The organism is Stenotrophomonas sp. YJH_SMC_32 (genome assembly GCF_059369975.1).
Map to the genome: position 1 here is coordinate 42,128 of NZ_JCAFTE010000005.1, position 14,553 is coordinate 56,680.

12 protein-coding genes are annotated in these 14,553 nt (G+C 68.9%); 4 read left to right on the forward strand and 8 right to left on the reverse strand.

All coding sequences use genetic code 11. The features are described from left to right. The first annotated feature begins 4 nt into the window (after window positions 1–4). Genes AC5P7S_RS09255 through AC5P7S_RS09270 form a run of 4 tightly spaced genes read left to right on the forward strand, consistent with a single transcriptional unit; the run spans window position 5 to window position 3,926 of the window. Entirely contained in the window at window positions 5–658 is a 654-nt protein-coding gene (locus AC5P7S_RS09255; RefSeq protein WP_005416902.1) for a DUF3348 family protein, read from the forward strand. Window positions 659–668: 10 nt separating this feature from the next. Further along, complete coding sequence (locus AC5P7S_RS09260) at window positions 669–2,933, forward strand: DUF802 domain-containing protein (protein WP_095377096.1); 2,265 nt, start codon at window positions 669–671, stop codon at window positions 2,931–2,933. Then, the gene (locus tag AC5P7S_RS09265) at window positions 2,930–3,568 is read left to right on the forward strand and encodes an OmpA family protein (protein ID WP_005409939.1); all 639 of its coding nucleotides are present in this window, start codon (window positions 2,930–2,932) and stop codon (window positions 3,566–3,568) included. The genes AC5P7S_RS09260 and AC5P7S_RS09265 overlap by 4 nt, the downstream gene beginning before the upstream one ends. Next, the gene (locus AC5P7S_RS09270; protein ID WP_095377097.1) at window positions 3,558–3,926 is read left to right on the forward strand and encodes a DUF2894 domain-containing protein; all 369 of its coding nucleotides are present in this window, start codon (window positions 3,558–3,560) and stop codon (window positions 3,924–3,926) included. Before AC5P7S_RS09265 ends, AC5P7S_RS09270 begins: the two co-directional genes overlap by 11 nt. A gap of 383 nt (window positions 3,927–4,309) precedes the next feature. On the opposite strand, the gene AC5P7S_RS09275 is transcribed toward AC5P7S_RS09270, so the two are convergent. The 8 genes from AC5P7S_RS09275 to AC5P7S_RS09310 all read right to left on the reverse strand — a co-directional run bounded on the left by AC5P7S_RS09275 (window position 4,310) and on the right by AC5P7S_RS09310 (window position 14,466). Beyond that, complete coding sequence (locus tag AC5P7S_RS09275) at window positions 4,310–4,756, reverse strand: REP-associated tyrosine transposase (protein WP_005416905.1); 447 nt, start codon at window positions 4,754–4,756, stop codon at window positions 4,310–4,312. A 149-nt stretch (window positions 4,757–4,905) separates the two neighbouring features. Continuing rightward, a complete protein-coding gene (locus AC5P7S_RS09280; protein ID WP_095377098.1) occupies window positions 4,906–5,664 on the reverse strand; it encodes a 2,3-dihydro-2,3-dihydroxybenzoate dehydrogenase in 759 nt (252 codons plus the stop codon). Further along, window positions 5,655–9,545 (reverse strand): non-ribosomal peptide synthetase, encoded by a 3,891-nt coding sequence (locus AC5P7S_RS09285; protein ID WP_095377099.1) that lies wholly within the window; start codon window positions 9,543–9,545, stop codon window positions 5,655–5,657. Before AC5P7S_RS09285 ends, AC5P7S_RS09280 begins: the two co-directional genes overlap by 10 nt. Further along, window positions 9,542–9,799 (reverse strand): phosphopantetheine-binding protein, encoded by a 258-nt coding sequence (locus AC5P7S_RS09290; RefSeq protein ID WP_005416908.1) that lies wholly within the window; start codon window positions 9,797–9,799, stop codon window positions 9,542–9,544. The genes AC5P7S_RS09285 and AC5P7S_RS09290 overlap by 4 nt, the downstream gene beginning before the upstream one ends. After that, the gene (locus AC5P7S_RS09295) at window positions 9,799–10,431 is read right to left on the reverse strand and encodes an isochorismatase family protein (RefSeq protein ID WP_005416909.1); all 633 of its coding nucleotides are present in this window, start codon (window positions 10,429–10,431) and stop codon (window positions 9,799–9,801) included. Before AC5P7S_RS09295 ends, AC5P7S_RS09290 begins: the two co-directional genes overlap by 1 nt. Then, complete coding sequence (locus AC5P7S_RS09300; protein WP_095377100.1) at window positions 10,431–12,083, reverse strand: (2,3-dihydroxybenzoyl)adenylate synthase; 1,653 nt, start codon at window positions 12,081–12,083, stop codon at window positions 10,431–10,433. The genes AC5P7S_RS09295 and AC5P7S_RS09300 overlap by 1 nt, the downstream gene beginning before the upstream one ends. Further along, entirely contained in the window at window positions 12,080–13,273 is a 1,194-nt protein-coding gene (locus AC5P7S_RS09305; RefSeq protein WP_095377101.1) for an isochorismate synthase, read from the reverse strand. The genes AC5P7S_RS09300 and AC5P7S_RS09305 overlap by 4 nt, the downstream gene beginning before the upstream one ends. Next, window positions 13,270–14,466, reverse strand: a complete 1,197-nt coding sequence (locus AC5P7S_RS09310; protein ID WP_095377102.1) for an MFS transporter — start codon at window positions 14,464–14,466, stop codon at window positions 13,270–13,272. Before AC5P7S_RS09310 ends, AC5P7S_RS09305 begins: the two co-directional genes overlap by 4 nt. Window positions 14,467–14,553 lie beyond the last annotated feature (87 nt).

Below are 14,553 nucleotides of genomic sequence, written 5' to 3' on the forward strand. Positions count from 1 at the left end.
CTTGATGGCGAACGCAGCGCAGCCGGTCCTGGGTGGACCGGAGTTCCTCCGCCTGCTCGCCCGTCTCAGCGACGGCGCGATGCCGGCCAGCAGTCCCGCCCTGACCGATCGCCTCGGCCAGTGGGTGGACTGGAGCCGTGCCGTGGCCCTGTCCGGCGCGTTGGGCGGACGCCTGCCCGAGCCCGGCGAAGCTGCCGAGGGGGCCGAGGATGTACTGGCCGACTGCGCCCAGGCCCATGCCAGCCTGCTGGCCTCGATCCGCGAGGACGCCGAGGCCGAGCGCCTGCTGGATCTGGCCGAGGCCGCTGCCGCACCCAACTTCGCTTCGCTGCGCCAGCGCTACCGGGTGCTGCAGCAGGCCATCCAGACCGCCACCGGGCGCCTGCGCGGCCGCCTGCGCGACCAGCTGGTACAGGTCTCGCCGGAGCTGGCGCGACTGGCCGAGGTTGATGCGGTGATGGAACAGACACTCACCCCGCGCGAACACAGCCTGCTGGCCACCGCGCCGGCGGTGCTCGGCGCCCGTTTTGAACGCGTGCATGGCCAGCCCGGCTGGCGCGCGGCCTTCCGCCATGACATGCGCACGCTGCTGCTCGCCGAGCTGCAGCTGCGCTTCCACCCGATCGAAGGGCTGCAAGACGCCCTGCGCTCCCACTGACCGGAACACCATGTCCAGAACTGCTCTCCATGTCGTTGTTTTCCTTGTCGGCCTGCTGGCCGTGTGCTGGATCGGCATTGGCTACGTTTCGGTGCATCCGCTGGGTGCAGCGGTGGCGGCAATCATCGCGGCCTGCTACATCGCCGGCGGCGTGGAGCTGTACCGCTACCGCCAGGCCAGCAACGGCCTGCGCGCCGCACTGAACGACCTGTCCAGCGCAAAGGAAGGCCTGGCCCCCTGGCTGGAGCGCGTGCCGATGGGCCTGCGCAACGCCGTGCGCCTGCGCGTGGAAGGCGAGCGCACCGCCCTGCCCGCACCGGTGCTGACCCCGTACCTGGTCGGCCTGCTGGTGCTGCTGGGCATGCTCGGTACCCTGCTGGGCATGATGGACACGCTGCGTGGCACCGGCCTGGCCCTGCAGAGCGCGACCGACATGGCCGCGATCCGCGGCTCGCTGGCCTCGCCCGTGCAGGGCCTGGCGGTGGCATTCGGCACCTCGATCGCCGGTGTGGCCAGCTCGGCCATGCTCGGCCTGCTGGCGGCGCTGCTGCGTCGTGACCGTCTGCTGGCCGTGCAGCAGCTGGACCGCGCCATTTCCAGCGACCTGCATCCGTACTCGCAGGCCTGGCAGCGCGCCGAATCGCTGCGCCTGCTGCAGGCACAGTCCGCCGCGCTGCCGGCGCTGGTCGACCGCCTGCAGGCGATGACCAGCACCTTTGAACAGCACAGTGCGGCCGCCAATGAGCGCCTGCTGGCTGGCCAGGCCGAGTTCCTGACCCAGAGCCAAGCGCTGCAGGAACGCCTGGCCCTGTCGCTGCAGCAGTCGCTGCGCGAAGGTGCCGAAGCCAGTGCCGCGGCCATCGGTGGCGCGCTGCAGCCGATGGCTGAAACCACCCTGGCCGGTCTGGCTCACCATGGCGAAGCGTTGCATGCCCGTGTCGAGCGCGCCGTGCAACAGCAGCTGGCGGGCCTGAGCGACGGTTTCGAACGCAGCCGGGTCGCCACCGAAGCCAGCTGGGCCAAGGTGGTGAGTGAACAGACCCAGGCACAGCAGGCGCTGGTGAGTGATCTGCGCCAGCACCTGCAGGCCTTCAGCGATGGCCAGGGCACGCATGCCGAAGCGTTGATCGCGCGCATCTGCGAGCGCCTGCAGGCCGATGCACAGAGCAATGCAGACGCCTTGCGTGCCGCCGCCGAGCAGCAGCAGGCCCTCAACAGCGCGCTGGTCGAGCGCCAGCAGCAGGCGTTGATCGCCGCCAGCGAACATCTGGATGCGCGTGCGCAGGCGCTGCTGCAGGCACTGGAACAGCAGCACAGCGCCAACCAGTCACTGCTGCAGGATCATGAAGCGCAGCGCTCGCAGCAGTGGCAGGCCGCGCAGGCTGCCGCCGCGACTGCGCACGCCGAACTGCAGGCCAGCCTGGACAGCCGCGAGCAGCAGCGCCAAGCGCGCTGGGACGCGGTCAGCGCCGAGTTGCAGCAGGCCCACGCCGCCCTGCAGGCGCAACTGCAGGCTGGCGACGAACAGCGCCTGCAGCGCTGGAGTGATGCCCTGCAGCACGTTTCCACCGAGCTGGCCGAGCGCCTGCAGGCCAATGGCGAACGCCTGGCTGCACAGCAGCAACAGGTCTGCGACACGCTGGCGGCGACCGCACAGCAGATCGGCGAGAACGGTCGCGCGCAGGCCAGCGCCACGCTGGCCGAAGTGTCCACCCTGCTGCAGACCGCGGCAGCGGCACCGAAAGCTGCTGCCGACGTCATCAACGAGCTGCGCAGCACGCTCTCTGAAAGCCTGGTGCGTGACAACGCGATGCTGGAAGAGCGCGGTCGCCTGCTGGCCACCGTGCAGACCCTGCTGGATGCAATCAACCACGCATCGCACGAACAGCGCACCGCGGTGGACGCACTGGTTGGCGGTTCGGCCGAGCTGCTGGAGCGTGTCGGCAACCGCTTTACCGACCATATCGCGGCCGAGACCGGCAAGCTGGATGGCATTGCGGCAGCACTCACCGGCAGCGCGGGTGACGTCGGCCAGCTGGCCGGCGCCTTCGGTGAAGCGGTCGCGCAGTTCAGCAACGCCTCCACCGAGCTTTCCGGCCGCCTGGAACAGATCGGTGGCGCACTGGATGCCTCGCTGGCCCGTAGCGATGAGCAGCTGGCTTATTACGTGGCGCAGGCGCGCGAGGTGGTCGACCTCAGCCTGCTGTCGCAGAAGCAGGTGATGGAAGAACTGCAGCAGCTGGCCACGCGCCGCGGCAAGGCCGGTAGCGCATGAGCGACGAGCTGGAGGTCGATGGCGGCTCGCACGCACCGATCTGGGCCGCCTTCGGCGACCTGATGTCGGTGCTGCTGGGTGCGTTCGTGCTGATCCTGGTGGGTGTGGTCGCGGTGCAGCTGGAGCTGTCGCAGCGGCTGGACCAGGAAGTGAAACAGCGCCAGGCCGAAGCCAAGCGCCTGCAGACCCTGGAACAGGCGCTGGCCGGCCCACTGGCCGCCGGTCGCGTGACCCTGGTCGATGGCCGCATCGGCATCAGCGGCAGCGTGCTGTTCGCGCTGAACTCCGACCAGCTGCAGCCGGAAGGCCAGGAGCTGCTGCGCAGTCTGGCCGCACCGCTGGCCGCCTATCTGGGCAGCCGCGAAGAGATCCTGATGGTCAGCGGCTTTACCGATGATGCGCCGGTGCGCGAAGGCAACCGCCGCTTCGCCGACAACTGGGAGCTATCCGCGCAGCGTTCGCTGACCGTGACCCGCACCCTGATCGCCGATGGCGTACCGGCTGACGCCGTGTTCGCCGCCGCGTTCGGCAGCGAGCAGCCGGTCAGTTCCAACGCCAATGAGGAAGGCCGCGCGCGCAACCGTCGCGTGGAGATCGCGCCGATTCCCAAGCCCAAGGCCCCGGATGCCAAGTAAGCCGCCCGCGCTGGAAGGCCTGCGCGCATTGGTGCGTGACCTCAATGCGGGGTCGCGCTCGCTGCCGTATTACCCACAGGTGCCGATGCTGCAGCAGGTGCAGCGCGAGTGGTCGGAGCTGCGCAGCGAACTGCAGGTGCGCCGCTCGCTGCGCGCCGAGGCCCCGGCCGATGGCGGCCCGCTGAACTCGGCAGTACTGGTGCAACGCATGCTCGACACGATGCAGGCCACCAGCCCCGGCTACCTGCGCCACTTCATCGACTATGTGGACACCTTGTCCTGGCTGCAGGCGCTGCAGGATGGCGCCGCCAGCGGCGATGAGACCGCAAGGCCGAAACGGACACGAAAGCCGCGCTGACCGTTGAATGGTAGTGCCGGCCGCTGGCCGGCAGCTACGCACCTCCGCGCGGGTCATGTCGTTGCCGGCCAGCGGCCGGCACTACCATCGCGGGTGCTCTGTGCGCAGTAACGGAATCTGCGCTGCGCTTCGGTTCCGCTGTGGTAGTGCCGGCCGCTGGCCGGCATCACATCCAGGCCGACCACGCCCAAAGCGCGCGCAAGCGCCGCTGAACAGCGAATGGCCGCGCTGAACAATGAATGGCAGCGACGGCCGCTGGCCGGCAGCTACGCATCTCCTCGCGGGTTCCTGCGGTTGCCGGCCAGCGGCCGGCACTACCCTTACGGATGCTCTGTGCACCGGAACGGGATCTGCGCTGTGGTAGTGTCGGCCGCTGGCCGGCATCACCCCCAGGCCGACCACGCATACGGATACTCGCCAATCTGCCCAGCAAGACCGGCGCGCACCGGATTCCCCAGGATGTACAGGGCCTGCCGCGCCAGCGACTCTTCGGTCCTTACTGCATGATCGAAGTAGCCGGGCTGCCACACCGTACCTCGACGGCCCGCCAGGCGATTCAGGGCAAGTGCGCTCGACGATTTCATCCGGCGCGCGACGTCTGGAAGGTGAACTGCACGCAGCTCGAACATCCAGTGGACGTGATCCGGCATGACAACCCATGCGTGTGACCATACGAGCCCGCGCTGTTCGATGTAATGGAACTGGTCGATTACACATGCTGCTGCAGCTTCGCTTTCAAAGAGCCGGCGGCGCTGGTGGGTCGTGGTTGTCAGGACATAGGCCTGGCCGATGATCGAGTGACGGCCCAGGCGGAGGCGATGGCTGCTCATGCGCCATGGTGGGTCGATCATTGGGCGTTGGCTTTCAGGCCAAGCCTCGATGGGGGTTGGGAGATGTCTGAAGTTGAATGAGGTTGCCGGCCAGCGGCCGGCACTACCGGGGCCATGGGTTGCCGGCCAGCGGCCGGCACTACCAGACCTCAGCCGCGCAGGGTGGCGCCGCCGTCCACGTACAGGTCGCTCATCGCTACGTGCCCGGCCTGCTCGGAGAGCAGGAACATCACCGAATGGGCGATATCCTCCGGGGTGGCGAGCTTGCGCAGTGGAATGCCGGCCTTGTAGGTCTCCAGGTTGCCGGCGATCACCCGTTCGGCGCCGTGCTCGTCCTGCCACATGCCGGTCTGCATCGGGGTCAGCGTCGAGCCCGGGGCGACGATGTTGCAGCGGATGCCCAACGGCGCCAGCTCCAGCCCGAGGCAGCGGGTGAACATCGTGGCGGCGGCCTTGGATGCCGCATAGGCGGCCATGCCATGCCTTGGCACACCGGCTGCATTCGAGCTGACGGTAACTATCGCGCCCTGCCCGCGCGGCGACATCACCCGCGCCAGGGCACGCCCGACATGGAACACCCCGTCGGTGTTCACCGCGAACACCCGGCGCCAGTCGTCATCGCCGGTCTCGGTCACGCCGCCCACATGCAGCACACCGGCTACGCTGGCGGCCAGCATGATCGGCCCGATGCTGGACTCGACCTGATCCACCAGGCCGTCCACGGCGGCACTGTCGGTCACGTCGAGCGCAAAGGTGTGCACACGCACATCGGCCGTAACAGGCGCCTCGCGATCGGTCGCCACTACGGTGCAACCGGCCTCGGCCAGCAACCGCACCAGTGTCTCGCCGATGCCACCGGCAGCGCCGGTCACCAACGCCACGCGGCCTTTGAAACCGGTCAACTGCATGTTGCGATCTCCTGTTGTTCGTCCCATTGGCGCAAGCGTGCCGACAACCACGGCGCCAGCTGCGCCACTGCATCGCGTCCGGTCAGCTCTGCGTGCAGGAATGGCAGTTCCAACGACTGCACCCTGCGCGCGTGTGCCCGCCACAACGCCGACCGCAACTGTGGCCGCGCCTGGTGATCTCGACCGGCACGCACATGCACCAGCGTGCCATCGAACGGCCGGTGGATATGTTCACGGATCAGTCGATTGGTGCCGGTCACGGCGCGCACCACGCCATCCAGCACGACATCCGGCAGGCTACCCAGCGCACTGCCGCCACGACGCAGGAACGCGAGAATGCGTTCCCGGCTGTCCAGTTCCGGATGCGCATCCGGGTCATGACCGGCAATCGCCAGCAGTGCCCGCAATGCGGCGATGGCATCGGGCTCCGGCTCGGCCCGCCAGCACTCGCTGGGATAGGCGTCCAGCAGTACAAGTTCGCCGACCTCGCGCCCGATCTCATGCAGTCGCACCGCCATCGCCTGGGCGAGGATGCCACCCACCGACCAGCCCAGCAGATGCACCGCCCCCGTCGGCTGCAATGCGACCACACGCTGTACGTAGTCGTTGGCCATCGCCTCGATACTGCTCGGCAGCCGCTGCCGCGCGTCCAGTGCCGGCGACTGCAGGCCATATACCGGGCGTGCCGGCTGCAGTGCCCGGGCCAGGGCGCGGTAGTTCCAGGCGATGCCGCCGGCCGGGTGCAGCACGAACAGCGGCGTAGGCCCGGCAGCGTCGGTCGCGGCCAGCGCGATCACCGGCCCCAGTGCGTGATCGGCCAGCGCCGGCGGCTCGGCAATACGAACCGCCAGCGCGGCCACGGTGGGCTGGGCAAACAAGGCCCCCAGACCGAGATCGCAGCGCCAGCGCTGTTCGATCGCCAGCAGCAGGTGCACCGCCGACAGTGAGTCACCGCCGAGACTGAAGAAATCTGCATCCACTGCCACCGGCGCTTCTCGCCCCAGTGCCTGGGCAAACAGCGACGCCAGCTCCTGTTCCAACGGCGTGCGCGGCGCCAGCCCGGCGATCTCCTGCCGCGGTGGTACGGGCAGCGCGTTGCGATCCAACTTGCCGTTGGCGGTCACCGGCCAGTGATCCACGCCAACGAAGGCGGACGGCACCATGTAATCCGGCACGCGTGTGGCCAGATGACTGCGCAGCATGCTGGCGTCGGCCAGTGCCGACGGCACATAGGCTACCAGCCGGGCATCGCCGGGTGCGTCGTGGCGCAGGAGCACTTCCACCCGCTCCATGCCCGGCAGTTCGCGCAAAGCCGCCTCGATCTCGCCCAACTCGATGCGCAGGCCGCGCAGTTTCACCTGATGGTCGCTGCGGCCCAGGTACTCCACCGCGCCATCGCTGCGCCAGCGCGCTATGTCGCCGGTGCGGTAGATGCGCTCGCCCGCCAGGAAAGGATCGGCAAGGAAGCGTTCGGCAGTCAGGTCCTCGCGACCGAGATAGCCACGCGCCATCTGCACACCGCCCAGATAAAGATCACCGGCCACACCGACCGGCACCGGCTGCATCCGCGCGTCCAGCACGTAAAGGCGGGTATTCCAGACCGGGAAGCCGATCGGCACCGGCCGCGATCGATCCTGCGCCGACGCCGGCCAGTAGCTGACGTCCACCGCGGCTTCGGTCGGGCCGTACAGGTTGTGCAGCTCGGCGTGCATGCGCGCGTGGAAGCGGTCGCGCAACGCGGCGTCCAGCGCCTCGCCACTGGTGAATACCCGTCGCAGCTGCAGGCCTTCGGAGGCCGGTGCAGCGAGGAAGGCATCGAGCATCGACGGCACGAAATGCGCCGTGGTGATGCCATGCCTGCGGATCAGCCGCGCCAGTTCGGTGGGGTCGCGATGCGCATCGGGCCCGGCAACCACCAGCGTGGCCCCGCACAGCAACGGCAGGAAGAACTCCCAGACCGAGACATCGAAGGTGGCCGGGGTTTTCTGCAGCACGCGGTCATCGGCGCGGATGTCGTAGTGCTCGCGCATCCACAGCAGGCGGTTGACGATGGCACGGTGTTCGATGACCACGCCCTTCGGTTCCCCGGTCGAACCGGACGTATAGATCACATAGGCCGCATCGCTGGGCGCCGGATCGGACCACGGCGCGGCGAAGCTCAGCGCGGTCCACTGCTCCGGCGCGAGCACCGGTACGCCGGCCGTGCGCGCCGAAATCTCCGCCGCAGCCAGAACGCACACCGGCTGCGCCGAGGCGAAGATGCGCGCCAGCCGCTCATCGGGATGGGCAAGGTCCAACGGAAGATAGGCCGCGCCTGCACGCAGCACCGCGACCAGCGCGATCACCAGCGCCAGCGAGCGCGGCAATGCCACCGCCACCACGCTGCCTGGGCCGACATCCATTGCACGCAGCTGTGCCGCCAGCGCGAAGCTGCGCGCTTCCAGCGTTGCGTAGTCCAGCGTAGTGTCGCCGAACACCAGTGCCGGCGCGTGCGGGTCCCGATCCATGCCCTGCTGCAGCAATTCAACCAGGGTGGTCTCAGGAAGCGCGTGCGCGGTGGCGTTGAAACCCTGCAGCAGCTGCTGCGCCTCCGCGGGCGTCGCCAGGGGCACGGCGGCGATATCGTCAGCCTGCAGCGCCGCCGACACGAAATGCAGCAGCCTCACCGCGTGCGCCTCGACATCCTCGCGACTGTACAGCGCGGGATTGGCCTCGATCTCCAGATCCAGCAGGCGCTGGCCATCGCCACGGAAACCCAGCGCCAGGTCATCCACCGGCCCGGTGCACAGCACCTCCAGCGCCGCCTGCACGCCAGTCAGCGCCAGCGGCCTGTAGAACGGCTGCACATTCACCAGCGGGCCGTGCAGGCGCTGCTGCGTGCCGACCAGGCCCAGGTCCCGGCGCAGCTGCTCGCCCCGGTAGCGGCCGTGCCTGCGGCCTTGACTGAGCTGGCGACCCAGGCCCCGGGCAAAGGCCTCGACGCTGCCCTCGCCGGCCGCCACGCGCAGCGGCAACACATTCATCACCATCGCCGGCACCCGCGCCGACGCGTTGCCCAACCGCGCCATGTACGGCACGCCCAGCACCACTTCATCGGCGGCACTCATCCGCCGCAGGTACTCGGCCGCCAGCGCGACCAGCACATCCGGCCAGGGCTGCAGCCAACGCACCGAAGCCTGCAGCAACTGCTCACGGAAGGCCGCATCGAGCGGCTGTACCCAGCGCAGCGCGTCGACACTGGCCGCGAGCGTGCCGGCCAGGCCTGCGCCTGCCGGTGCGCCCTGCATGTGCTCACGCCACCACTGCCCGGCCTGCACGCGGCGCGGATCGGCACGAAACGCGGCATCATCGGCCAGCACGCCCGCCAGCCCCGGCAGTGACTCACCGGTACGACCGGCATACAACGCGCACACCCGATCAGTGAACAGCGCCATGCCGTAGCCATCGGCCGCCAGATGATGCACGCGCAGGTACCAGACCCAGCGCAGGCCACCCAGATCGAACAGCACCTGCTGGCTGATCCGGTCCCGGGTGGGATCGACCGCGCTCAGCCGGTCGGCGTGCATCAGGTTGCGTGCCGCAGCGGCGGGATCCGCCTCGGCAGACACATCGCGTACCGAAAGCAACGGCACGTGTACCGGGTCATGCCACTGCAGCGGCTGGCCATCGGCACCTTCGGCAAAGCGCAATGCGAAAGCCTCGGCCTCGCGCGCAGCCTGGTCTGCGGCTGCGACGAACGCGTCCACGTCCAGCGGGCCGTCGATCCATACCGCGTGCGCGGTATTGAATGACGGATTGTCCGGTGCCAGCCGCTGTGCGAACCACAGCCCCGCCTGGGCCTCGGTCAACGCCACCGGCGTGGCCAGCGCTGCGGCGTTCATGCGTTCTGCGCGGCCTGCAGTTGCTGCACCACACCCCACCACTGGCGCAGCGTGGTGTGCTCGGCCAACTGCGAGAACTCCAGCGGCAGGCCAGTGTTGCCCCAGGCCAGGACCAGGCCGAGCATGCGCATTGAATCCAGGTCCAGGTCGATCAGGTTGTCGTCGTCACCGATCTCGGCCGGCGTGCACTCCAGCACGCGCGCCACGTCGGCGCGCATCCGCTCCAGATCCAGCGCCTTACCCATGGCAGCCATCACAGCACCTCCAGCAGCTGATCGGTGGTCATCGGCACACCACAGGTGCGCGCGATCCAGTGCAGCGCCTGATCGTGATCGGCACGCGAGAAGTCCGCCACCGCATCAGCGGCGATGAAGGCCTCGATATCACGCTGGAAGGCATCGACCACGGTCGCGGTGCAGCCGATATGGGCGTACACGCCGGTCACCAGCAACTGGTCGCGCCCACGCACCCGCATCAGCGTCTCCAGGTTGCTGCGCTGGAATGCGCTGTAGCGGTGCTTCACCAGCACGTGCTCGCCCGGTTGCGGTGCCAGCGCCTCGATGATCGGCTCATGGTCGGCGCTGCGACGCATGCCCGGCCCCCACAGGTCGGCCTGCAGGCCACGGTCGCGACGGTCCTGGTCACCATGCTGGGCGGTGTAGAACACCGGAATGCCCTGCGCACGGCAATGCGCCAGCAGGCGCACGATGTTGTCCACCGCAGGCCGCAAGGGCGTACTGCCTGCGTCGAATGCGGCCAGGAAGTAACGCTGCATGTCGTGCACCAGCAGCGCGACACGATCGCGCCGGGGACGCCACGGTCCGCGCGCCTGCGGTAGCTCAGCGGCGGTCGGCAAGGGGTAATCGGTGATACGGGGCAGCGCCATCAGCGCGTTCCTCCTGTCTGTTGCAGATGACGCGCACGCAGCTGCGCACGCAGTTCGCGGCGGCTGATCTTGCCGACCGCAGTGGTATCGAAGCTGTCGACGAACACGACCTGATCGGGCACCTTGAACGCCGCCAGGCCGCGCCCGCGCATCCAGGCCTTCAGTGCCGGCGCCTTGAACGGTTCGCCCTGCGCGATCACAAAGGCGCAGCTGCGCTCGCCCAGATACTCATCGGGAATGGAGACCACGGCGGCATCAAACACGCCGGGGTGCGCCAGCAGATGATCTTCGATCTCTTCGGCGGAGATTTTCTCCCCGGCACGGTTGATGTGGTCACCGGCGCGGCCCTGCACCACCAGGTAGCCTCCGGGCAGCTGCTGCACACGGTCGCCGGTGCGATAGAAGCCGTCGTCGGTGAACGAGCGCGCATTGGCCACCGCATCGTTGTGGTAGCCACGGATGGTATACGGGCCACGGGTGAGCAGATGCCCCACCTCGCCTTCGGCCACCGGCTGGTCATGGTCATCGACCACGCGCACTTCGTCGTCCGGACTGATGGGCCGGCCCTGGCAGGCCACGATCAGGTCCTCCGGATCATCCAGCCGTGTGTAGTTGACCAGGCCTTCGGCCATGCCGAACACCTGCTGCAGCGTGCAGCCAAGGCCGTCGATCACCCGCCGTGCGGCTTCCGGCACCAGTTTGGCGCCGCCCACCTGCAGTACCCGCAGGCTCGACAGGTCATGCTTTCCGGTAGCGGCTGCCTGCGCCCACAGCAGCGCCAGCGGCGGCACCAGGCCGCAGCAGGTCACCTTTTCGCGGGCGATCAGCGGGAATGCGGCATCCGGCCCGGGGCCGGGGCTGAGCACCACGCGGGCGCCGGCGTACAACGCGCCCAAGAAGCCGGGCGAGCTCATCGGGAAATTGTGCGCGGCCGGCAGCGCGACCAGGTAGACGCTGTCGCGGTCGATGCCGCAGATTTCATTGCTGGCACGGAATGAATAGATGTAGTCGTCGTGCGTGCGTGGAATCAGCTTGGACAGCCCGGTACTCCCACCGGAAATCTGCAGGAACGCCACAGACTGCGGGTCCGGATCGGCCGGCAACCGGCTGCGATCGCCCTGCAATGCCTCCAGCCCAATGAACTCCGCCGCATCGCCGTCGATCACTACATGGCGAACCGCCGGCACGTCGGCCTGCAGCGCCCGCGCCAGTCCGCGATGGTCGAAGCCATCATGCAGCCCGGTGGTGATGTAGGCACTGGCTTCGGCCTTGCTGGCGAAGTGCACCAGCTCGGTGATGCGGTGTGCCGGCAACGCGTACACCGGCACCAGTCCGGCGCGGAACAGGCCACAGACCGTTGTGACGAAGCCTGCCGTGTTGCCCAGCTGCACCAGCACCCGCTCCCCTGGCTGCAGGCCGAGCGTCAGCAGGCCGGCACCGATCCGCCCGGCCTCGTGCCACAGCTGCGCATAGCTCAGGCGCACGTCGCCGGCGACCACCGCAATGTCATCGGCATAGCGTTCTGCACGTTCGCGCAGGAACCCCGGGAAGGTCTCGCCACGCCAATGCCCAGCCTCGCGATAGCGTGCCATCAGGTCATCCGGCCACACCTGCTGCAGTGCCAGGCGAGAAGCGTCAGTGGAGGTAGTCATGCGGCAGGCTCGATCGCATGCGCGGATTCATGGACACCCAGCGCATTCAGCAGGGCGGCGAACTTCGCAGCGGTCTCGGCCACCTCGGCCTCGGGCTGCGAGTCGGCAACGATGCCGGCGCCGGCGAACAGGCGCAGCTGCATTCCCTGCAGGCGTGCGCAGCGGATTGCCACATACCAGTCGCCGTCACCCTGCGCATCCAACCAGCCCACGGCGCCGGCATAGAAGCCGCGCGGCACCGTTTCCAGCTCGCGGATGCGCTGCAGCGCCGCCAACCGCGGCGTACCGCAGACCGCCGGCGTAGGGTGCAGCTGCGCCAGCAGCTCGGCGGCCGACGTGTGCGGATCCTTCAGCGTGGCATGGATGCGTGTGCCCAGATGCCACATGCTGGCGGTGGCATGCAGCGCCGGCCGCGGCTGTGCATCGATGTGGCTGCAATACGGCGCCAGACCCTCGACGATCGCCTCGACCACATGACGGTGCTCGTCATGGTCCTTGGTCGAGGCCAGCAGGTCCTGCGCGGCGCGCTCGTCCTCGGCAGCATCGGCGCAGCGCCGCGCAGACCCCGCCAGCGGGTGCGACAACAGCTCGGCGCCACGCTTGCGCAGGAGCAGTTCCGGGGTCGCGCCCACCAGCCACGCTGGCGCCTGACCCACTTCCACCGGCAGCGGAACCGCATAGGTCGCCACCGACGGATCCGCGCCCAGCCGTGCCAGCAGCACGTCCGGAGACAGCGCCCGGTGGGTGCGTGCCACCAGGCTGCGCGCCAGCACCACCTTCTGAAGGTCCAGTTCGGGCGCGCGCAGTGCCTGCACCGCCGCAGCCACCGACGCCGCGTACGCCTGCGCCGAAGGCTCGGCCTGCAGGGCACCCTCCAGCGCTGGCGCGGCCTGTGGCTGTAGTGCCAGCGCTGGCAGCAGGCGCTCGGGCTGGTACAACGCGTCGTCGGCACGGGGTTCGAATGGGACTGCGCCGACCAGCAGGCCCGGGCCGCCGCGCTGCTGGGCAAAGAACACCGAAACGCGTTCCACCAACGTCGCCAGCGCACCTGCCGGCAGCGTGGCGCGGCAACCGCGTGCGTGCACGTGCTGGCCAGCGTGCTGCAGCAGGAACAGCGTCGCGTCGTCGCTGCTCTCCTGCGGCGCTGGCGCAGCCTTCGGCCACGCGCCCTGCATCAGGGAATCGTTCATGGGGTCTCCTTCATCCGATGCACTGCGGCCAGCGCGCACAGCAACAGCAGCAACGCGCCGACCAGGAGGTATGGCAGGCTGGGCCCGCCGCGATACACCAGCGTGCCGAGCATCGGCCCGGCCACCATGCCCAGTCCCTGCGCGGCAGCGACAGTACCGGCGGCGGCGCCCTGCTCGTGCGCCTCCACCGCGTCGGCGGCCAACGCCTGGAACGAAGGGAATACGAAGCCCATGCCGAATGCAGCCAGTGCGTAGGCCGCAGGCAGTTGCCAGGCCTGCTGCACGCCCGCCACCGAAGCAAAGCCGATGCCTGAGATCACGGCGCCGAGGACGATCCAGCGCCGCGGATGAACCTCCAGCTTCATCACCAGCGCCTGCGCCAGGATCAGGCCAACGCCGACCGCCGTCAGCGCGATGCCGGCCATGCGCGCACCGGCCGCCGCATCCAGGCCCAGGCGATCAATCGCGAAGAAGCCAACCGTGACCTGCGCGATGGTCACGGAAACCATGGCGATGAACGCCGCCAGCTGCGGCAGGCGCAGGCGCGGGTCGAGGCGGCTCATCGGCGCGCGGCGCTGGGCGGAAACGCCCATAACAGGCGGTGTGGCCGGCAGTCGCCAGGCCAGCAGCGCCAACGCCAGCAGTGGCAACAGTGCGGCCACGTACAGCGCCAGCGACAGGTTCGTATAGGCCAGCCAACCCGCGGCAGCCGGGCCCAGCACCATGCCCAATGCGTTGGCGCTGCCCAGGCGGGCGAGGAACTTCGCACGCTGCCCGGTCGGTGCCTTGTCGGCGATCAGCGCAGCTGCGGCAGGAGGCACCGCTGCGTAGAACAGGCCGATCAGGCCGCGCGCAGCGACCAGCACCAGCACTGACACCAGCACCGGCGGCACCGCCTGCAGGGCCACGTCGATGAACACCGCCAGCGCGATGTAGACCACGGTGTAGGCACTCATCGCCAGCATCAGCACGCGCTTGCGGCCGATGCGGTCGCTGAGCTGGCCCCAAGGGCGCGCGGCCAGCATCCACAACACGCCTGCGGCGGTGACTGACAGCCCGGCATGCCACTCGGACAAACCGAGCATGCGGACCACCGGGCCGATCACGGCGACGAAGGACATCATCGCCATGGTGCCAATCAGGGCAGCCAACACCAGCGCCGGCAAGCCGGGAACGACGGGACGTGCGTGCATGAAACACCAGCCGTAACAGGAAAGGATTGGCCGGGCGCGCATGCGCGCCCCACCCGGCACCGACCCTGCTCAGGGCCAGATGCCACC